The organism is Sphaerisporangium rubeum (genome assembly GCF_014207705.1).
In the GTDB taxonomy this organism is placed as follows: domain Bacteria; phylum Actinomycetota; class Actinomycetes; order Streptosporangiales; family Streptosporangiaceae; genus Sphaerisporangium; species Sphaerisporangium rubeum.
On the sequence record NZ_JACHIU010000001.1, the window covers coordinates 3,000,212 to 3,020,171 of the forward strand.

The following is a 19,960-nucleotide window of genomic DNA, read 5'->3' on the forward strand; positions in this document are numbered from 1 at the left end:
CTCCTCATCTGTCTTGGCGCGTGCGCCGGCCGAGCCGTCCGGTGGCGCTGAGGTAGTCGAGCAGCGCCGCGTCCACGGTGTCCTGGAACCGCGTCAGCGCCGACAGCTCGTCGTCGTACTGGTAGAACTCCTCGCAGGAGATCCACTTGCCTTCGGTGCGCTCACGCGGCAGGTAGCCGTCGCGTACCGTCCCCACCTGCCAGCCGGGCTTGCCGGCCGTCTCCCAGCAGCTCGACAGGGTGCCGTCGGCGTTCACCACGGCGCCGTATCTGCCGTCGGTGTACGAGCACGCCTGGCACGGGTTGACCGTACGGGGCCGCGACACGTGGAACCCGAGTTCCAGCGCGCGGCGCTGCCACCTGATGAAGCTCGCGGCGATCGTGCCGGAGAACTCCAGGTCGTTGCCGTACCCGATGCCGACGTCGCCGACGCGCGCGAAGTACAGCGAGCAGCGGGAGGGGTCGAGACCGCCGGCGAGCCGCTCCACCAGCTCGTCGATGCCCCGGTGGTTGTGGTGCGAGACGTTCACCCGCAGGCCCCACGTCAGCGGGGTGGCCTCGGTCACCGCGGCCATGTTGCGCACGATGTCGTCGAAGGTGCCGCCGCCGGTCCTGCGGACCCTGATCGCGTCGTGGTCGGCCAGGTCGCCGTCGAACGTCACCTGGACGTCGCGCAGCCCGAGGTCGCTGAGCTGCCTGGCGAGCTTCGGGGTGAGCAGCGTGCCGTTGGACGTCATGCTGGCCCGGCGCAGACCGTAGTCGGCGGCCCGTGCGAGCAGCTCGCGGCAGCCTTGGGGATTGAGCAGCGGTTCCCCGCCGAACAGCATCACGTCGAGGTGGCTCAGCTCCGCGTCGGCCATGCGGCGCGCGGCGAACTCAAGGACCGAGGTGATGGTGGCCGAGGTCAGGCGCGCGTACCGGATACGCGTCGGCCGGTTCGCGCCGCTGGTGTCCTGCTCGGTGTTCTGGAAACAGTAGGCGCACCCGAGGTTGCAGTGGGTGCTCGTCAGTACGGTGAGGGAGTAGCCGCTGTACGCGGGGACGTCGAAGAGGCCGCGCTGACGCAGACTGCGCTCGGCGGCCGGACGCAGCTCGCGGCTCGCGGTGAGGTGATCGTCCTTGAGGCGGGCTACGCCGCCGGGCCCGAGGAACCACCAGCCGTGCTCCCCGCGGAGCACGCGGGGCAGGATCTCCGCGCCACGGTGCTGACCTTTGTACATCGGATTCCTCCGCGTCGTTCCGGTGTCCCGGCCGGCTTCAGGAACGAGCCCGGCCCCCGCGAGGGCCGGGAATCGTAGGTACCGCGTCACTGCTCGGACTGGTATATGCCGCACCAGTCCGCGCTCGGGAGCTCTTCGCTCTCGTCCTCGTGGGCGACCACGTCGGGCTCGATCCCGGGGTGCACGGCTTCGTTGGGCTCGGTCATGGCAGGCTCCTCGACGTGGTCCGGAGGCGGTGCCGTTCATCGGCGGTCAACGCCGATAGGGGGAACCCTGTTCGTACCGCGTCAGCTGCCCTTTTTCTCTTGGTGAACGCCGCACCAGTCGTCGGCCGGGAACTCTTCGTTCTCGTCCGCGGAGTGGGCGACCACGTCGGGCTCGTCCTCGGGCTCGATCTCGGGGTTCACGGCTTCGTTGGGCTCGGTCATGGCAGGCTCCTCGAAGTTGACCGAAGGGGGTGCCGTTCATCGGCGATCAACGCCGACAGGGGGTGTTCGTACCGCGTCGGGCCTAGTTCTTCTGGTGGATGCCGCACCAGCTATCGCCCGGGAGGCCTTCGCTCTCGTCCTCGGAGTGGGCGACCACGTCGGGCTCGTCCTCGGGCTCGATCTCGGGGTTCACGGCTTCGTTGGGCTCGGTCATGGCTGGCTCCTTAGAGTGGTCCGGAGGCGGTGCCGTTCATCGGCGGTCAACACCGGCAGGGCGAACCCTGTTCGTGCCGCGTCAGGCGTCTTTCTTCTGGTGTACGCCGCACCAGTCGTCGGCCGGGAACTCTTCGCTCCCGTCGAGGGAGTGGGCGACCACGTCGGGCTCGTCCTCGGGCTCGATCTCGGGGTTCACGGCCTCGTTGGGCTCGGTCATGGCAGGCTCCTTGAAATGGTCCGGTGGTGGGTGTCGTTCATCGGCGATCAACGCCGGCAGGGGAACCTCGTCCGTGCCGCGTCGGGCCTAGTTCTTCTGGTGTACGCCGCACCAGTCGTCGGCCGGGAGATCTTCGTTCTCGTCCTCGGAGTGGGCGACCACGTCGGGCTCGTCCTCGGGCTCGATCTCGGGGTTCACGGCTTCGTTGGGCTCGGTCATGGCAGGCTCCTCGGATTTGTCCGGATGCGATGGTGTTCGTCGGCGGGTGACACCGACAGGGGAGAAGCTCGCTCGTACCGCGTCAGGCCTACTTCGTCTTCTCCTGGTGGACGCCGCACCAGTCGGCGCCGGGGAGTTCTTCGCTCTCGTCCTCGTGGGCGACCACGTCGGGCTCGTCCTCGGGCTCGATCTCGGGGTTCACGGCTTCGTTGGGCTCGGTCATGGCTGGCTCCTCGAAGTGGTCCGGTGGTGGGTGTCGTTCATCGGCGATCAACGCCGGCAGGGGAATCTCGTCCGTGCCGCGTCAGGCTCAGTTCTGCTGGAGCAGGCCGCACCAGCCGTCGGCCGGAAGCTCCTCGCTCTCGTCCTCGGAGTGGGCGATCACGTCGGGCTCGTCCTCGGGCTCGATCTCGAGGTTCACGGCTTCGCTGGGCTCGGTCATGGCAGGCTCCTCGAAGTGGTCCGCAGGCGGTGCCGCTCATCGGCGATCAACGCCGGCAGGGGAAACCTGTTCGTGCCGCGCCGGACCTAGTTCTGCGACTGGTGGACGCCGCACCAGCCGTCTTTCGGGAATTCTTCGCCCTCTCCGCTCTCGTCCTCATGGGCGATCACGTCGGGCTCGTCCTCGGGCTCGATCTCGGGGTTCACGGCTTCGTTGGGCTCGGTCATGGCAGGCTCCTCGAAGTGGTCCGCAGGCCGTGCTGTTCATCGGCGAGCAACACGCTAGGGAGACCCAGTTTCGGCCCAGTATGGCGACGGCATGGCGACGCCATACTGGCTCGAAACCTGAGGTCACTAGCTTCTGAGTCATTCAGCCGGCCGAGCACAGGAACGGCGGCCGTGGACCCCGGAGGTAGCCGATGAACCCCAGCCAGGCTCGACCGCGGACCGAGCCGTTCGACGCGTTGACACTGTTACGTGAGGCGGGACACCCCATCGAGCTGCTCAGCGAACGGCAGCGGCAGGTGTTCGCCGAGCTCAGCCCGCCGGAGGTCGAACTCCTCAACTCGATCAAGACGCGCCTGGACGCGGCAGCGGGGGAGGTGGAGGGCCAGGAGCTCAAGCTCGTATGAACGCCGGCCCGGCTCGCCGCCACGTGGTCGTGGTCTTCATCGACCTCGTCGGCTCCACCGAGATGGCCGAACGCCTCGACCCCGAACTGCTCCGGCACATCCTGGACCGTTATTACCGGGTCTGTACGACCGCAATCGCCGAGCACGGCGGCGTCGTCGAGAAGTTCATCGGCGACGCCATCATGGCGACCTTCGGCATCCCGGTCAGCAGTGAGGACGACGCGCTGCGCGCCGCGCGCGCCGCGCACGCCGCCATGGCCGGGGTGCACCTGCTCAGCGACGAGCTGGCCCCCACCCACGGCATCCGCCTCGACGTGCACTGCGGCATCTCCGCCGGTGAGGCCATCGTCATCGTCAGCCCGGGATCGGACCTGCGGGTGATCGGCGACACCGTCAACACCGCCGCGCGGCTCCAGTCCGCGGCCGGGGACGGAGAGATCCTCCTCGGCGACGAGGTGGCCCGCATGGTCCGCGCCGAGGCGACCGTGGAACCCGTGCCGCCGCTCACGCTGAAAGGCAAGAGCGCGCCGGTGCGGGCCTGGCGGCTGCTGTCGCTGGAGCCGTACGGCAGGCGGCCCGACGACGACCAGATCCCGCTGGTGGGCCGCGAGGACGAGATGGAGCAGCTTCTCCAGGCGTACCGCCGCGCCACCCAGGGCCGCAGGTGCTGCGTGGTGACGCTGCTCGGCGTGCCGGGGATCGGCAAGTCCCGCCTGGTGCGCGACTTCACCGGCGCGCTCCCCGGTGAGGTCACCGTCGTCACCGGCCGGTGCCTGTCCTACGGCGCCGGCATCACCTACCGGCCGGTCGCCGAGATGCTGGAAAGCCTGCACTGGCCGTCCGCCGTCCCCGCGCCGGAATCCGCCGGGTCGAATGCCCTGCGCGGGCTCACCGGCGCGTCCGGCGGCGGCGGGGAAGGCGCGGGTGTCGAGGAGATCTCCAGCGCGGTGCGGTCGCTGTTCGAGACCCTGGCCGCGGAACGTCCCCTCGTGGCGGTGTGGGAGGACCTGCACTGGGCCGAGCCCACGCTGCTGGAACTGATCGAGGACCTCGCCACGTGGCTGCTGGACGTGCCGGTGCTGCTGGTGTGCGTGGCGCGGCCCGACCTGCTCGACGCCAGGCCGACGTGGGGTGGCGGCATGGCGTGCGCCGCGTCACTGGAACTCGGGCCGCTCGGCGTCATGGAGATGGGCCGCCTCGTGGCCGAGCTGACCGCCGCGCAGGCCGGCGACGTCGAGGTGATGGCGCACGGCGCCGACCCGCCGTGGCAGCGCATCGCCGACAGCGCCGACGGCAACCCGCTGTTCGCCGAGCTCATGCTGGAGATGCTGCTGGAGGAGGGGGAGGACGCGCCGCTGCCCCCCACCATCCAGGCGCTGCTCGGCGCGCGCCTCGACCGGCTCGGCGACGGGGAACGCGACGTGCTGGAACGCGCCGCGACCATCGGTCACGCCTTCACCGTCGAGGAGATGCGCCTGCTGTTCCAGGACGCCGCCGCGGACCGTCCCCGGCTGGACGATCTGCTGCGGCGGCTGCTGCGCAACCGCATGATCAGGCGCGGCGAGACGCCGGGTGCGTACCAGTTCACCCAGACGCTTACCCGGGATACCGTCTACGCCATGACCCGCAAGGAGTTGCGTGCCACCTGGCACCTGGCTCTCGCCGACCGGCTGGCGGAGCGGACCGAGCGGACCAGGGCCCAGAGAGCGGGAGAGTTCTCCTTCGAGGACTCCGCGCAGGGCGACCTCGCGCACCACCTGGAGACCGCCTGCCTGCTCAGACGCGAGGTCCGGCCCGACGACCCCGGCCTGCCGGTCCTCACCGGACGCGCCGCGCACGCGCTCATCGGTGCCGGCACCCAGGCGCTGCACCGCAAGGACCTCCCCGCGGCCCTCGCGCTGCTGGAACGCGGCCGCACCCTGCTGCCGGCCGGGGACCCCGGCCACCGCGAGCTCGCCGTGCGCATCTGCGACGCCGGACTGGCGTACGGCGACGGCGACCGCGCGTCCGCCGCGCTGCACGCCGCGCAGGACATGCTCCCCGACGACCCCCGTAACCTGCTCACCTGCGCCATCGGTCACGAGACCCTGGCCGTGCGTTTCGGCGCACGCACCCCCGATCTCGGCCCGCTGAGCGAACTGTTGCTCGCCGACCCCGGCGACGACCTGAGCTGGTGCCGCTTCCACCAGCTCGAAGCACTGGTCCACCTCGGCGAGGGATGTTTCGCCGGCGCCGAGGACGCGCTGCGTGAGGGCCTCACCCGTGCGCGGGCCCTCGGCGACAGGTACGAGGAGAGCCGGCTGCTCAGCGGGCTGTGCGAGCTCGCGCAGTGGTCCTCCACCCCGGTCGCCGACGGCCTCGCGCTGTGCGAGGACCTCACCGAGCGTTTCGCCGGGGACCGCGCGCTGCTCGTGCCGGTCCTCGTCACCAAGGGACGCCTGCTGGCCCTGTCCGGCGAGGTGGACGCCGCGCGCGAGGTCCTGCGCACCGCGGGCAGGCACGCGGAGGACCTGCACCTGGAGCTCGCGGGTACCGCCGTCGTCCAGGTCGGCGGCCTGGTGGAGTCCCTGGCCGGATGGCACGCGGAGGCCGAACGGCTGTTCAGGCAGGGGGCGGCCTCTCTGCGCGCCACCGGCCAGACCGGGCCCGCCACCACATTGGAGACCTACGCCGCGCGCGAGCTGCTGCGCCAGGGACGCGTCGAGGAGGCCGCGGCGGAGCTCGACGCGCTGGAGGCCGACGCCGCGCGGCTCCAGTCACGCGGTGAGCTGACCCGGCTCGTGCTGCGCGCCAGGGTGCTGTCCCACCGCGGCGACCACCGCGCCGCCGTCGCGCTCACCGCGCAGGCCGAGCGGTTGCTGGAACGCACCGACGACCCCTGCCTGCGCGGCGACGTGCTCGTGGAGATCTCCGACATCTGCCGCGAGGCCGGACTCCTCGCCGAGTCCGTCACCGCGGCCCGCCGCGCGCTGCGCCACTACACCGACAAAGGCGCCACACTCCCCGCCGCGCGCGCACGCGAGCGGCTCACCGCATTCGGATCACCCACGGAGGAGGGGACACGTGACCGAGCTTCCTTGGCGCCGTGAGCGGCGGGAACACTTCCCCGGCATGCCGGCGTGGAGCCTCAGCACCTCGCAGGCGGCGCTGGAGGAGTTCCACGTCAGCCGTCAGGAGGAGATCACCAAGGAGTGGGCCTACGGCGGGGCCGACGGCTCCGGCGTACGGGTCTGCGTCCTCGACACCGGCGTCGAGGGCTCCCATCCCAGGGTCGGCGGGCTGGAACGCTCTCTTGTGGTGGCACGCGGCGAGGACGGCCGCCTCGCCGTCACCGACTGCGAACCGGTCGACCCGGCGGGACACGGCACCGCGTGCGCCGGCGTCATCAGGTCGATCGCCCCCGGGGTCGCGCTGTCGTCGGTGCGCGTCCTCACCGACGGCAAGGCCGGCACCGGCGCCGCGCTCATCGAGGGCCTGCGCTGGGCCGTCGACGAGGGGTACGACCTGATCAACCTCAGCCTGTCCACCACCCGCACCGAGTTCCAGCCGGCGCTGCACGAGCTGGCCGACCGCGCGTACTTCCGCCGCTGCCTGCTGGTGGCCTCCGCGCACAACATGCCGGTGCTGAGCTTCCCCTGGACGTTCTCCTCGGTCATCTCGGTCGCCAGCCACGACCGGCCCGACCCGCTGGCCTACTACTACAACCCGAACCCCCCGGCGGAGTTCTACGCGCGAGGCGTCCGCGTCCCCGTCGCCTGGCCCGGCGGCCGCGAGATCAGCAGCACCGGCAACAGCTTCGCGGCCCCCCACATCACCGGCATCTGCGCGCTCATCCTCAGCAAGCACCGGTGGATGACCCCGTTCCAGCTCAAATCGGTCCTCTACCTAGCGGCCGACAACGTCACGGCCGTCAACGGAGGCACACATGTCCGCGTATGACCCCATGCTTTCCGGCACGGCGCTCATCGAACGCCGGCTCCTGCTGTCCATCGTGGACGTCGCACGCGCCGTCTTCGGCGCCGCCGCCTCCTCGATCTTCCTGGTCGAGGAGACCACCGGCGACCTCGTCTTCGAGGCCGTCGCCGGCGAAGGCGAGGAACACCTCATCGGCATGCGCTTCCCCCAGGGCACCGGCATCGCCGGCTGGGTCGCCGCCAGCGGCCAGCCCATGATCGCCGACGACCTCCTCGACGCGCCGTTCGCCAGAGACGCCGCCGAATCCACCGGCTACGTCCCGAGCAGCATCATGGCCGCACCCCTGTTCCGCGGGGAAGAGGTCATCGGCGTCCTGGAAGTCCTCGACCGCTCCACCTCCTACCGAGGCGAACTCGCCGACGTCGACCTGCTCTCCCTGATAGCCGCGCAAGCCGCCTGCGGCCTCGAACTCCTCCTGCGCCTCCGCCACACCGACACCGCACTGTCCGGCGCCGACGACGTCCACATCCTCCTCCAACGCATAGCCACCCGCGTCCCGCGAGGAGCCCCCCACCCCACGGCCCTCAAACTCCTCGCCGCCGCCGACGAACTCCTCGCCTGACCACTCGCCGGCCGCTCACCGGACCGGGTCCGCCTGACCGGCGAGACGGTCCTGCATATCCCGATGCCGGAACCGCGCCGGTCATCCCGCGCCGGGAGGCGGCTGCGCGTCATGGTCTCCTCGTCCGATCGTCGTTTTCCGATGCCTGGAAAGTCCGCCTCGCGCCGACCGGCGAATGATGGGACGACAATGGTCGGCGGGTCGGCTTCGGCCCCAGGTGAAGGGGCGATTTCCGTGCGCCGCGCGACGTTCCGTCCCTGATCGGGTACCGGTCGTCCGGGAGCCGGTCGAAGCTCCTGTTCCGTCTGCTCCGACGATGTTCTGTGCCACCGTGTCACGGCGTTCTGAGCCTGATCCGCAGGTGTGCCGGGTCGTCGGTCGAATGGCGGTCCTGCCGGTGTCATCGTCCCGGTGGTCAACCCGTCATTCTGCTTATACCGGATAATTGTCATAATTCTATGAGTTTATGGATTCATGACAACGAGATCCTGTAGTGCCTCGTCACAATCACGTGCGGATGGTTCTTGGACTTCCGTGGTTGTCCGTGGGAGATGCGAAGGTTGCTATGGATGAAACGCTCATGGAGCTGGGTCGTGCAACAAGTCTGGCTCTTCATGAAATAGGTTACAAGAAGGTCGATTTATCGGAAATCGGACGCAGGATCGATCTGCCTCGCCGAGCGGGCCGGCCGGCGGACGGGACGAGGCGCACCAAGAACTGGGTCCGTGACCGGGTGGGTCACAAGTCCTGCGCCGCGCTGCTTTCCGGGTGGGTCGCCTGGACGCGGTTCGCCGGCGCGGATGACGACTGGACGGCCCCTCGGCCCGCGTCGTCCATCATGGAGGCACGGCTGCTGGTGATCGATGCCGTCGGCCGGTTGCTGGCCTTCCTCGACGGGGAGACCATCCTGTTCCGTGAACTGCTCCACGCGATGACCGACGTGACGGACGCGCAGGTGGGGAGGTTGCATCGGGACGCCGTGATGCAGCCGATCATCAGAGCGGCCAGGCAGGGCAGGTGCGCGGTGCTCGCCGAGGCGTTGGTGCCCGTCCTGACGGGGGCCCAGTATCCCGTGCAGGCGCTCACGGCCCGCGAGGTGCGGCAGGACGCCGAGATGCTGTCCGATCTGATCATCCGTACCTGTCTCGACACCGTGGGATGTCCGGTTCGTCCGGACGCGGTGTGGGGGTTCTGGTTCCAGCAGTGCGTGGTCGGCCGGGCCGGTCCCGCCGCAGAAGAACGGGAACGTGCGGAGCACGAACTCAGGGCCGGTGAGCGCCAGGGTCCGCCGCTGACGCGCCTGGCGCGCAGCCTGCTCGCCGGAGCACAGGACCTTCCGGCGGCGACCGCCACGTTCGCGAAGGCCGCGAAGCGCTCGGCGTCCCTCGGCCACTGGGGCGAGGCGTGCGACTCCCTGAGCAGGGCGGGCCTGGCGGCACTGCGCTACGGCGACTGGGCTCAGGCGGGCTCGCGGTTGAGGGAGGCGGAGGACCTGGGCCGTGCTCATCTCGGACAGGACGACCCGAGGGTCGCGCGAGCCCTGTCCGGCCAGGCCGAACTGCTGGCGAGGAGCGGCCGGCCCGACCATGCGCTGAGCATGATCACTCGTGTGCTCGACACGCGGACGCGGGACACGGGTCCCGCCGGGCCGGGCCGCGTGCGGACCATCGAGCGGGTGCGGGCCGCCGCCTACGCCGAGTACGGCCGCGTGACCAGGGCCGTGGAACTGGCCGGGCTCCTCGCCGACGGCTCCCCGGAGCCGGCGGACCTGGTGCTCCACGCCGCGGTGCTGCGCCAGGCCGGCCACCCGTCGGCGGCGCTGCGATGCCTCGACCGTGCCGCGCGCATGGACGAGGTGGCCTTCGGCCTGGAATGCCACACCGAGCGAGCGCGTTGTGAGCTCGACCTGGACCGGCCCGCGGCGGCACTGCGGGTCCTCCTCCCGTTGACGGACAACTGGCGGCGGTACGCCACTCACGTCTCCGTGCGCGCGACGTTCCACATGCTCATCCTCACGGCTCTGGCGTCGGGTTCCGCCGACGCGCTGGCCGCACATCGGGACGAGGCACGCGGCCGGCCGGTGTTCGAGCACGATGATCCGCTGTTCGACGACTTCGGCTGGGCCATGGCACGGCTGCTGCGCAACCGCGGGGACGTCGCGGCGGCGGTGGAGGAGTTGATCCAGGTCGCGGAGTCCCAGGAACGGCGCGTGGCGGACGGACGCCTGTTCCCCATGCACCCCTGTGTCGCCACCACCCACCTGGAACTGGGGGAGTGCGCGGAGGCCGCCGGCGACCCCGCCGGCGAGGCCGCGCGGCGGTACGACCGGGTCATCGGCGACGCGGCGCTGGACGCCGCGCATCCGCTGCGGATCGCCGCCGTCCTCGGCAGGGCTCGCGTCGCTCGTCACGCCGGGGATCACGCCACCGCGACAAGGCTGGTCGCGACGCTGCCTCCGGTGGAACTGCTCGACCCCGACCTCGAACTCGCCGAGGAGGCCACCCGCCTCCTGCGCATCTACGGCGACCCGGACGGCGGACGTTCAGGGACGCCATGACACGTCGCGCAGGTGGACGCTCTGCTCCGCCAGGGCCCGTTCCATCCGGCCGAGGGCCCCCGGCGGCGGCACGCCGATGAACAGCAGGTCGTCCTGCTCCCCGAGGACGACCTGTACGGGTGCGCGGTCCACCTCCGCCGTCTCGTACGGACCGAAGCGTGCCCTGCCGAGCCCGGTGTTGACGATCAGCCGCTGGTTCGCCGATCCGCGCCACAGCAGCCGGGTCGGCCGGCCCACGTCGTACCTGCCGGTGATCAAGGCGTCTGCCTGGTCCGCGGCGGCCCGCATGGCCTCGTCGAACTCGGCCGGCTCGTAGCCGGTGTAGAGCAGGATGTCGGCCGCGCCGTCTCCCGCGTCCCTGGCACCGGAGAGCAGTTCCACGAGCGCGTCCGGCTGGGTCAGCGGCTCCCCTCCCGAGACGGTCAGTCCCGTCGCGCCGGCGGCCAGCGCGCGCCGCCACAGGGAGAGCAGGCGTGTCACGGGGACACGTTCGCCGTCCCCGGGGTCCCACGTGTGGCGCGACATGCAGCCGCGGCAGGCGAGGGGACAGCCCTGGGTCCAGACGCCGAGCCGGCGTCCCGGCCCGAGGGCCGTGACGGGATAGTACGTCCGGCTCACCCTGAGCCAGGCCATCAGACCTTCACCTTCGGGTCGTCGCCGGGGAGAGGGCCGGTGGCGCGGCCGGCGGCCTCGGTGACGCTCGGGTCGCGCAGGACGTGCGCCGCCTCGTCCAGGTACGCCGAGCCGGCGGCCTGATAGTGGGCCCGTGTCCGCTCCTCCTTGTGCGCGAACCCCTCCTTGATGGCGGTGACCCGTCCCTCCAGCTCCGTCGCCGTCCGCTTCGCCTCGTCGGCGGCGGCCCGGCCCTGGCGCAGCGACCTCTCCAGCGCGTTCTGCCGTTCCGCCGCGCCTCGGTAGGCCGACACCGCCGGATGGTCCTCGGAGATCCCGAGCAGGAACGCCACGGCGCCGGAGAGGAGAAGAAGGGCCGCGAACATCACGCTGACCGTGAACCAGTCAAGGCCGAGCCGATCGATCAGCAGGGGGGCCACCCCCTGGTCGTCGGGGAGGGTCCAGCCGTCGTCCCCGTCCGTTCCCTCCGCGTCCGCGGAGGGGAACAGCACCCTGCGCCGCAGGTCGCCGAAGAGGCAGGCGAGGACGGCCCAGGGCACGAGCAGGACCAGGGCCACCGGGCCGGAGCCACGTTCCGCGCCGGTCTGGTGACGCGCGCGGTAGATCCTCCCCGACAGGTGCGGCAGGACGGCCATGATCACCGACACCGACGCGGCGAACGGCATGGTGAGCCGTACGTCGTCGTCGAAGTGCAGGAAGATCTGCAACTGCACCGGCACCTCGATCCCGATGAGCATGGCGATCAGGCCGTACCTCAGCCAGGCCGGGAGGCCCTTGCCCATGGGGCCCTCCCACCGGGCCGGGTCCTGTCCCCGCGCGGACTCCCCGGTGAGTTCCGTGTGCGCCGGCGTGGCGAGGTCGTCGAGTTCCATGTCCGGCGGCATGTCCGGGGGACGGCCGGTGTCGTCCCGCGTACGCGTGCGGTCCCTGACCTTGGCCTCGTGCACGGCGAGGCGGTCCATGCGCGCGAGGGAGGAGTCCATGAACCGCTGCACCCCGGCGATGTCCCTCTCGGTGGCCGCGACGCCGTGCGCGGCCACGTCGGCCGCGCCGCGCCGCTCGGCCGCGCCGCGCCGCAGCTTCTCGACGGCCTGGACCCGTCCCGCGCGCAGTTCGGCCAGCCGGCCGTTCATCTCCGCCGTCAGCCGGTTCAGGTACGGAACCCGGTCGCGGTCGGCGATCAGCCACTGGTCGATCTTGCCGGACCTGCCGGCCCGGCGTCCCTCGCGCCGTGCGCGGAAGAGAAGCCGGCCAGGGCCGCGGTCCCGCATCGACTCCATCCGCCTCCGGAGGAAGCGGCCGGGGCCGCGATCGTTCGTCGTCTCCATGCGACCCCCTCGGTCAGGGCAGTTTGTCCGGTACGGTGCCCTTGCCTGGCCCGGTGATCAGCTCCACCCAGAACGCCTTGAGCAGCCCCACCTCAGGCAACCCCGCACCGAAGCCACGCGTGGTGATGTGGGCCTGCGACAGGTCCGGGATGCGGGCTTTTGCGGCAAGCTTGGCGATTAGCACGGTTCTGTGTTGTTTCGACCCGAGTTGCCGGTCGTGGTACAGGTCGATCCCGCCGGCCGACTGGCCGAAGTCGCTGATCACCAGGATCTCGTAGTAGCCGGTGCCGTCCGGACGCTTCTCCACGGCCCGCCGCAGGCCTCCGACGATGTCCGACCCGGGTGCGACGGTGTCCTCCTCCTGCTTGGCGCACTTCAGCATGGCCGTCGCGTTCGTCTTGACGTTCTGCAGAGCGGCGGCGCGGATCCGGTCGCGGTCGGTGTTCGCCTTCTTCGGCGGGTCGAGGTCGACGTCGGGCACATAGCAGCGGGAGGACGCCGAGTTGCCGGTGATGGGAACGAAGCTCACGACTCCGCACTTCTTCTCACTGATGAAGGCGAGCAGGTGCTGTCTCATCAGTTGCTCGACCTTGAGCGCCTCACCGGATCCGGACCCGTCCAGCACGACCGCGCAGGGAGTGGCCAGGGGCTCGGGGTCCTCGCCGCACGACGACAGAGGCAGCGCGGCGGCGGCGATCGCGGCGGCGGCGAGACCGCGCCGGAGGTTGGTCATCTGTGCTCCCGGTTGCTCAGAGGTCGGTGAGGAGTTCGAGCGCCTTGGTGATGACGCGGATCTGCCGCGCCGACTCCGGATCGTCGGTGGCGTCGGTCCTGAGGAAGAGCAGCACGTCGGATTTATCCCAAATAGGATCAGGAGTGAGCGGGACCGGCACGGCGCCGTCTTTTGCCGCCGCCTCCCGCACCCTCGTCAGATGCATCCAGTAGTAGTTCCGGAGTTCGTTGAGATAATCCGTGATCGCCTCGGCGCGACGCCGGTACTCCTCGACCTGGAACACCCATGCGGCGTACGCCTGACCGAACCGGCCGCGCTCACCCTCGGTGAGCGCTCCTCTGTTCAGGTGCGCGTGCACGACGACCTGAGCGAGGCCGTGAATGATGACGACCTCCCGCCTGCCACGCCGCCGCAAGCCGGCCTGGAGTTGCTTGGACGCACGGTGAGCGCGTCCCTCCAGGTACTTCAGGTACCCGGTGACCGGCGGATCTCCGTACGGCACGGTGAGGCGGCCGTCCCGCCTGCCGTTCCACGCGGCCTTCGCGCGGTCGAGGAGCGGTAGCTCGGCCATCCGGGCTTCCCGCTTGATCGTGTCACTCTTCGCCATCGTCATGCCTTCCACCCTGACGAATGTGATCAGGACTAAAGAATGCCTCTCGCGCGGCATCTAACGCGTATCCGCATTTATGCCGCCGAGGTCAAATTCGCGGCAGTGCCAAACGCGATATCCATCCCGACAATCAGGAACCGTGAGCCGATCCCCTGCCCCGACGATCCCGGACGAGCCACCGCCGCCGACCCTGATCGACACCTCTCAGGTACCGCCGGCCACCGGCGACGAAGGAGATCCCCGGCCCGCGCCGCCACCCGCCGAGCTGACCGGCCGCTTCGGCGAGCTCCACCTGCTGTCGGACACGCACGAAGCGCGGGTGTACCGGACGACGCTGGACGGCGAGCCGGTGGTGCTGAAGATCTACCACCGGCCGTCCCGGGACCGTGCCGAGGTGTACGCGGCACTGCGCGAGGTCACCAGCCCGTACGTCGTGCGGCCCACGGAGGCGGCGCCGGACGCCTCGCCGCCGTACGAGGTGAGTGAGTTCGTCCCCGGTGGCGACCTGCGGCGGCTCACGGCCCGGCACGGGGGCCGCCTCCCCGCTCCCGTCGTGCTCGCGATCGCGCGGCAGTGCGCGGAGGCCCTGAACGACCTGCACCGCAACCTGGTCAAACACCGGGACATCAAACCGGACAACATCCTGGTCAGACAGGCCGACCCGGTGGTGATCGCGCTGGCCGACTTCGGCGTGGCACGCGGAGGGGATCGCCTCCCCGGCACCGGCGTGGCCAGTGTCCGCCTCGCCTCGCACCGGTCGGGGACCGTGCCCTACATGTCACCCCAGGCCGTGGCGGGCCTGGTGTCCACGGACGACGACTGGTGGTCGCTCGGGATCACGCTCGCGGAACTGGCACTCGGCCGGCATCCCGTCGGAAGTGACGCCGCCGATCCGGCCCACCCGGACCGGCGTCCCCCGCGGATCGGCGACTCGGCCTACGTGGACCACCTCGTCCGGCACGCACCCATCAGGCTCACCGCGATCACCGACCCTCTGCTGCGCGTGCTCTGCCAAGGCCTCCTGCGGTACGACTCGGAACGGCGGTGGAAGTACCGCGAGGTCACGGCGTGCCTGGACGGCGACCCGCCGCCGCTCGAACCCGATCCGGCCGGCGAAGCCGGCGTGCGGCCGCTGATGTTCCACGGTCATCCCTGCCGCACACCGCGCGAACTGGCCATCGTCCTGTCCCTGTCGTGGGACGCCGCGGTGGCCTGGGTGGGGCAGCACGACGAGGAACTCACCGAGTGGCTCGGCCTGTTCCCCGGTGCGGGCCGTCCGGCGCCGGAGCACCGCCATCCCGACCCCGACGTCGCTCTCCTGCACCTCCTCGTCGCACTCAACCCCTCCGGCCAGCTGCGGTACCGCGGGTTCGAGATGACCGCGGACCACCTGCCGGTCATCTGCCGGCGTGCCGTCAAAGGGTTCGGCGACTACGAGCGCGTCGTCGCCGACCTGTGGCGGCACCGGCTGCTTCCCGTGCTCGCGCGAGGACACGGCGGCGGCGGACTCGACGTGGCCGACGAGACATGGCGGCACCTCGACGCGCGCTGGCGGAGCCTGCGGTCGCGGCTGCGTGGCAGCGGCGCGCCGGTGGAACGACTCGGCCCGGAGGTGATGCGCGCGGAGACGCTCCGCCTGGCCTGCGAACGTGACCGGCACGCTGAGCTGCGGCGCCTGCTCGCTCCGGACCTGCGCGACCTGGCGCGCACACGGGTCCCGGTGCCTTGGTTCACGTCTCTGCGCGCCGACACCGATCCCGTGGAGGCACTGGCGGCGCACCTGCTCGCCGAGGCGGCCCTGGAGTACGCGTACAAACGGCTCGAACAGTGGCGCGCCTATCTCGCCGATCGGCGCACGGACGCGCTGAACGACTGGCTGGACCGCACACAGCGTTCCACAGCACTCGGCTGGGCCGCCGTCGCGGTCGGGGTCCCCGCCGTGGCGTGGGTCGTCGCACTGACCGTGAGCGACCTGATCGGCATGGCCTCCACGGCCGCGCTGGCCCAGTCGTGGCTGTGGGCCGCACTGTGCGTCCTGGTCATCGCGGCCACCGAGATCCCCTTCGCCACGTGGGTGGGCCGCGACTACCACCCCGCGCACTCACTCGCCGCCGACATCATCGGCGTACTCGGAAGGCTCGCGCGGCCGGTCCGGGGGCGGCGGCTGGCGTCACTGGCCGTGGTGGTCGCGGCGGCTCTCGTCCTCGGCGCCGCTCTGTCACTGCTGCCGGTCGTGCTGCCGGCCGCCGCGATCGCGGCCCACCTCGTGTGGTTCGTCATCCGGGTGCGGCGCCGGCCTGATCGTTCCCGGAGTGCCGGTCACACCGGAGAAAGGAGCACCGCATGAGTATCGGCAAGGGAGCATACGCGTCGGTGAACAGTGTCGTCACCGCGGCACAGGCCTACGCGGCGAAGGTGGCGGCGGCCAAGGCCGCGGAGGCGGCGTACCTCGCCAAGCTGGCCACCGTGGCCAAGCTCAACGCGGCCGGTGTGGCGGGTGCCGGAAGCGCGGCGAGCACGGGGAGCGTCGTCGGGGCCGGGAGCGCCGCAGGGGTCCACTCGGGGCTGAGCGTGGCGGCGGCGGTCGCGACGCCGATCGCGGTCACCGCGGCCGCCGTCCTCGTCACGTACGCCGCGGCGCGCCTGGCCGGCGGGGCGACCGAGCGGCTGGCGGACCTCGCCGAGGAGATCGAGCGCGACCGGAGCAGGAACCTGCGGGACGAGGAGGCGCAGAGACTCTGGGAGAGGGCCGTCGCCGGGGTGCTGAGCCGCAACGCGCGGATCGCCGCGCTGCGGGACTCGCTCGGCCCCGGCGACCCCGACCTCCCCCTTCCCGCCGCGCGCGCGATCGGCGGCTCCACGGTCGAGGCGCTCCTGGACTGGTGCCGCACGGCCGACCAGATACTCGGGGAGGCTGTCGCGACCCTGTTCCGTGCGCGCCGCGCCGCCGCCAGGGCGAAGCTGCGCGAGCACGAGGACGACGAGGCGATGGCGGAGGTGAACAGGTTCGAGGAGCAGATCTGGCCCGGCCCCGACGCCTCGGCGGACGAGACGCGTCAGGCCGCACGTAACGGCGGGACCAAGGGGACCGAGGAGATCGAGGACAAGGTCGCGCGGGAGTTGCGTGAGCTGCGCCAGGACGTCGGCGCGAGGAACCTCGCCGAGGTCCTGCGGATCGCCGGCGTGGCCCGCGGCGCCGACGCGTCCATGGCGCGGACCTGGCTGCTGGAGCTGCAGGACCAGGTGCGCCAGGCCAACGGAGCGGCGGCGGAGGCCGAGCGCGCGGCCGTCTACCTGGAGGTCCTCGACGGCCCCGACGGCGGCCCCCGGCGGCTGGCCGAGCGTCTGCGTGCGGTGCGCGCCGGCCGCGCACCGCTCGACCAGGCGCTGCTGGAGGAGGCGGAACAGCACCTCGCCGAGGTTCGCCGGTCACGGGAGCGGCGGCACCTGATGGAGATCGTCTCCGGCACTCTGGACGGCCTCGGCATGGACGTGGACGTCACCGTGACCGGTGGGCTCCGCGTGCAGGGGCCCCGCTGGGGCGGCCATTTCGTGGATCTGGAGGTCGACGCGCGGAACCACGTGGCGGCGACCCTGCGCACGGTGACCGGCGAGGCGCCGGCCCCGGCGCAGGTCGAGCGGTGGCGGGCTCAGGCCGCGACGCTGAGCGACCACCTGGAGGGGATAGATCTCCATCTGGTGGAGACGACGGCGGAGCCCGTGGACCCGCGGTCGGCCGGTGACGTCCAGGCGCGGCCCGGCCCCGACGACGCCGACGCCGACGCCGACGCCGACGCCGACCTCGACGACGAGGCCACCCACGAGCTCAGGGCCAGGAGGAACCCGTGAACGCGCCGGCCGCCGTGCCGCACTTCGTGCGGGAACTGTGCGCGACGCTGCCGGTCCACTCGCAGTTCGTGCTGTACGGCAACATCCGCGACAGCTTCCTGGTGCGGCGGACTCCCGATTCCGTTCCGCTGCTGCTGCCGATGATCCCCACCTTGTGGGAGGCGCTGCGGGTCCACGGCTACGAGTGCCTGGTGGTGTACGACCCCGTCGACCGGTTGCTCGGCGTTCAGGCGTTCGGCGTGGACCCCGAGACGGTGAGCAAGATCGAGAATGATCTGCTGCCGGACGTCAAGCCGTCCGACCGGTTGTCGCTCGCCGACCTGGAGCCGGTGCTGAGGAATGTGACCCGGCCGCAGGCGCCGCGGCGCGCGGCCGTGGTGATCGACTACGCCTCCCGCATCGCCGCGAGCCCCGACCGCATGCGTCAGGAGGAACGCGCGTTCTTCCGCTTCGCCGAGAAGCTCTCCCAGGTCACCGGCGCGAGACCCGGCCCGCCGTCCCGGCCGGAGCTGCTGTTCAACCCGATCATCTGGCTGGTGGAGGGGGAACGGGACCTCCCCGCCGCGCTGGTCGTCGGCAACGACAGGATCCGGCCGATCAGCGTGCCGCTTCCCGGCCTGGAACAGCGCACCGAGGTCGCGGTGCTGGAGGCGGCCCGGCTCGGCTTGTCCGGTCCGGACGTGGAGGAGTCACCGGAGATCAGGTACTTCGCCGACCAGACCGACGGCATGACCCTGCGCGCCGTGCGGGAGGTCGCCGTGCTCGCGAGGGACGGCGGTCACGATCACTCCGGCCTGCCGGACGCCATCCGGGTCTACAAGTTCGGCATCGAGAGCAATCCGTGGCGCAGCGACCACGTCAGGCGATTGATCATCGCGGGGGAGCAGGGGATACCGGAGAAGGTGCTCGGCCAGCCCGAGGCCGTCACCAAGACCATGGACATCCTGAAGCGCGCCGCGCTCGGCCTGTCGGGGGCCCAGGCCGCCTCCGCCGCGACCCGGCCGCGCGGGATCCTGTTCTTCGCCGGGCCGACCGGCGTCGGCAAGACCGAGCTCGCCAAGGCGATCAGCAAGGTCCTGTTCGGCGCCGCGTCGGAACCGCTGAGGTTCGACATGAGCGAGTTCGCCGCCGAGCACTCCGCCGACCGCCTGATCGGCGCGCCTCCCGGCTACGTGGGGTACGAGGCCGGCGGGGAACTGACCGGCGCGGTCCGGCGCGATCCCTTCCGCGTCGTGTTGTTCGACGAGATCGAGAAGGCCGACCCGAGGATCCTCGACAAGTTCCTGCAGATCCTGGAGGACGGCAGGCTCACCGACGGCCAGGGGAGGACCACGTACTTCTCCGAGTGCGTGCTCGTGTTCACCTCCAACCTCGGGGTTCTCGTCCCCGACCCCGACAACCCCGGCCGCCTGATCGAGAACGGGGACCGCGAGGACTACCGGGTGCACGAGCGCAAGCTGCGGGAGGCGATCGAGGAGCACTTCGAAAAGGTGCTGAAGCGGCCGGAGCTCCTCAACCGCTTCGGCGACAACATCATCGTGTTCCGGTACATCAGCGAGGAGGTCGCGGGGCAGATCTTCGATCTGATGCTCACCACGATCGTCTCGCGGGTGCGGGAGGTCCTCGGCGTCGAGATCCTCGTCCCGGACGACGTGCGGGCCCTGCTCCTGAAGTGGTGCACCAGGCCGGAGCGCCTGCTCAAGGGCGGACGCGGCATCGGGACCGCACTGGAGTCCTGCTTCGTCAACCCGCTGGCCCGCGCGCTCTTCCCCCGCGGGGACGCGGGGCCTGGAGCACGCTTCACCGTGACGGACGTCAGGGACGACGGATCGGGAACCGTCTCACTGGAGCTGAGATGACCAGACGATGCGAGTACTGCCCCTATGTGACCGAGGACGACGCCGAGACCGCGTGCCCGCACGACTACGCACCACTCGTCCCGTCGGTCGTCACCGCGGAGGCAGGCGGCGCCGTCCCCATCGGGACGGGGCCGCCGGGACCAGGGACGCGAACCGGCCGGACGCTGCTGCGCCTGACGTTCGGCGACGGCGACGTGGTGGAGGTGGAACCCGGTACCGACGTGCGGCTCGGCCGTGACCCCGCCTGGTCCCCGCACGCGGACCTGCTCGCCCCCTACGGCCATATGTCGCGCAGGCACGCGACCGTCGGCCTGCGCGAGAGCGGCACCGCCTGGATCCTGGTCGAGCCCGGCACCAGGAACGACACCTACGCAGGTGACGACCTCGTCGAACCCGGCCGCAGAGTAGCCCTCGCCGACGGTTGTGTACTGCGTCTGTCCCGCCGCGTGCCTGTCCGCGTGACCATCGAGCTTCCCAGGTGA

At 71.1% G+C, this 19,960-nt stretch carries 21 protein-coding genes; 9 read left to right on the forward strand and 12 right to left on the reverse strand.

Annotated features, from left to right (window positions below; all coding sequences use genetic code 11):
• Positions 1 to 4: 4 nt before the first annotated feature.
• From BJ992_RS12825 to BJ992_RS12840, 8 genes are all read right to left on the reverse strand, one after another.
• The gene (locus tag BJ992_RS12825; RefSeq protein ID WP_184980699.1) at positions 5 to 1,219 is read right to left on the reverse strand and encodes a radical SAM protein; all 1,215 of its coding nucleotides are present in this window, start codon (positions 1,217 to 1,219) and stop codon (positions 5 to 7) included.
• Positions 1,220 to 1,506: 287 nt separating this feature from the next.
• The gene (locus BJ992_RS12830) at positions 1,507 to 1,647 is read right to left on the reverse strand and encodes a hypothetical protein (RefSeq protein ID WP_184980701.1); all 141 of its coding nucleotides are present in this window, start codon (positions 1,645 to 1,647) and stop codon (positions 1,507 to 1,509) included.
• An 82-nt stretch (positions 1,648 to 1,729) separates the two neighbouring features.
• Positions 1,730 to 1,861, reverse strand: a complete 132-nt coding sequence (locus BJ992_RS33740) for a hypothetical protein (protein WP_281390347.1) — start codon at positions 1,859 to 1,861, stop codon at positions 1,730 to 1,732.
• Between the two features lie 81 nt (positions 1,862 to 1,942).
• Entirely contained in the window at positions 1,943 to 2,080 is a 138-nt protein-coding gene (locus BJ992_RS12835) for a hypothetical protein (protein ID WP_184980703.1), read from the reverse strand.
• 87 nt (positions 2,081 to 2,167) lie between these two features.
• Entirely contained in the window at positions 2,168 to 2,299 is a 132-nt protein-coding gene (locus BJ992_RS33745) for a hypothetical protein (protein ID WP_281390348.1), read from the reverse strand.
• A gap of 88 nt (positions 2,300 to 2,387) precedes the next feature.
• On the reverse strand, positions 2,388 to 2,522 hold the full coding sequence (locus BJ992_RS33750; RefSeq protein WP_281390349.1) for a hypothetical protein: 135 nt from the start codon (positions 2,520 to 2,522) through the stop codon (positions 2,388 to 2,390).
• 87 nt (positions 2,523 to 2,609) lie between these two features.
• Positions 2,610 to 2,741 (reverse strand): hypothetical protein, encoded by a 132-nt coding sequence (locus tag BJ992_RS33755; RefSeq protein ID WP_281390350.1) that lies wholly within the window; start codon positions 2,739 to 2,741, stop codon positions 2,610 to 2,612.
• 86 nt (positions 2,742 to 2,827) lie between these two features.
• Entirely contained in the window at positions 2,828 to 2,968 is a 141-nt protein-coding gene (locus BJ992_RS12840; protein ID WP_184980705.1) for a hypothetical protein, read from the reverse strand.
• A gap of 191 nt (positions 2,969 to 3,159) precedes the next feature.
• Between BJ992_RS12840 and BJ992_RS12845 the strand changes: the two genes are divergently transcribed.
• The 5 genes from BJ992_RS12845 to BJ992_RS12865 all read left to right on the forward strand — a co-directional run bounded on the left by BJ992_RS12845 (position 3,160) and on the right by BJ992_RS12865 (position 10,466).
• A complete protein-coding gene (locus BJ992_RS12845; protein ID WP_184980707.1) occupies positions 3,160 to 3,372 on the forward strand; it encodes an aroma-sacti cluster domain-containing protein in 213 nt (70 codons plus the stop codon).
• A complete protein-coding gene (locus tag BJ992_RS12850; RefSeq protein WP_184980709.1) occupies positions 3,369 to 6,461 on the forward strand; it encodes an adenylate/guanylate cyclase domain-containing protein in 3,093 nt (1,030 codons plus the stop codon). The genes BJ992_RS12845 and BJ992_RS12850 overlap by 4 nt, the downstream gene beginning before the upstream one ends.
• Positions 6,436 to 7,311: a S8 family serine peptidase gene (locus BJ992_RS12855; protein ID WP_221474791.1), complete on the forward strand. Its 876-nt coding sequence runs from the start codon at positions 6,436 to 6,438 to the stop codon at positions 7,309 to 7,311. Before BJ992_RS12850 ends, BJ992_RS12855 begins: the two co-directional genes overlap by 26 nt.
• On the forward strand, positions 7,298 to 7,909 hold the full coding sequence (locus BJ992_RS12860; protein ID WP_221474792.1) for a GAF domain-containing protein: 612 nt from the start codon (positions 7,298 to 7,300) through the stop codon (positions 7,907 to 7,909). The genes BJ992_RS12855 and BJ992_RS12860 overlap by 14 nt, the downstream gene beginning before the upstream one ends.
• Positions 7,910 to 8,642: 733 nt before the next feature.
• Positions 8,643 to 10,466 carry a tetratricopeptide repeat protein gene (locus BJ992_RS12865; RefSeq protein WP_184980711.1) on the forward strand — a complete coding sequence of 608 codons (1,824 nt, stop codon included), beginning with the start codon at positions 8,643 to 8,645 and terminating at the stop codon, positions 10,464 to 10,466.
• Here the strand turns inward: BJ992_RS12865 and BJ992_RS12870 are convergent.
• The 4 genes from BJ992_RS12870 to BJ992_RS12885 are packed head-to-tail and all read right to left on the reverse strand — an operon-like array spanning position 10,452 to position 13,773.
• The gene (locus tag BJ992_RS12870; RefSeq protein WP_184980713.1) at positions 10,452 to 11,099 is read right to left on the reverse strand and encodes a 4Fe-4S single cluster domain-containing protein; all 648 of its coding nucleotides are present in this window, start codon (positions 11,097 to 11,099) and stop codon (positions 10,452 to 10,454) included. The two genes, BJ992_RS12865 and BJ992_RS12870, sit on opposite strands and share 15 nt — an antisense overlap.
• On the reverse strand, positions 11,099 to 12,427 hold the full coding sequence (locus BJ992_RS12875; RefSeq protein ID WP_184980716.1) for a hypothetical protein: 1,329 nt from the start codon (positions 12,425 to 12,427) through the stop codon (positions 11,099 to 11,101). Before BJ992_RS12875 ends, BJ992_RS12870 begins: the two co-directional genes overlap by 1 nt.
• Before the next feature lie 13 nt (positions 12,428 to 12,440).
• Positions 12,441 to 13,160: a hypothetical protein gene (locus tag BJ992_RS12880; RefSeq protein WP_184980717.1), complete on the reverse strand. Its 720-nt coding sequence runs from the start codon at positions 13,158 to 13,160 to the stop codon at positions 12,441 to 12,443.
• Positions 13,161 to 13,176: 16 nt separating this feature from the next.
• Positions 13,177 to 13,773 carry a hypothetical protein gene (locus tag BJ992_RS12885; RefSeq protein WP_184980719.1) on the reverse strand — a complete coding sequence of 199 codons (597 nt, stop codon included), beginning with the start codon at positions 13,771 to 13,773 and terminating at the stop codon, positions 13,177 to 13,179.
• A gap of 136 nt (positions 13,774 to 13,909) precedes the next feature.
• On the opposite strand from BJ992_RS12885, the gene BJ992_RS12890 reads away from it, so the two are divergent.
• From BJ992_RS12890 to BJ992_RS12905, 4 genes are read left to right on the forward strand one after another with little or no spacing between them, the layout of a single operon-like run.
• Positions 13,910 to 16,117 carry a protein kinase domain-containing protein gene (locus tag BJ992_RS12890; protein ID WP_184980721.1) on the forward strand — a complete coding sequence of 736 codons (2,208 nt, stop codon included), beginning with the start codon at positions 13,910 to 13,912 and terminating at the stop codon, positions 16,115 to 16,117.
• A complete protein-coding gene (locus BJ992_RS12895; protein ID WP_184980723.1) occupies positions 16,114 to 17,619 on the forward strand; it encodes a coiled-coil domain-containing protein in 1,506 nt (501 codons plus the stop codon). The genes BJ992_RS12890 and BJ992_RS12895 overlap by 4 nt, the downstream gene beginning before the upstream one ends.
• Complete coding sequence (locus BJ992_RS12900) at positions 17,616 to 19,478, forward strand: AAA family ATPase (protein WP_184980725.1); 1,863 nt, start codon at positions 17,616 to 17,618, stop codon at positions 19,476 to 19,478. The genes BJ992_RS12895 and BJ992_RS12900 overlap by 4 nt, the downstream gene beginning before the upstream one ends.
• Entirely contained in the window at positions 19,475 to 19,960 is a 486-nt protein-coding gene (locus BJ992_RS12905; RefSeq protein ID WP_184980727.1) for an FHA domain-containing protein, read from the forward strand. Before BJ992_RS12900 ends, BJ992_RS12905 begins: the two co-directional genes overlap by 4 nt.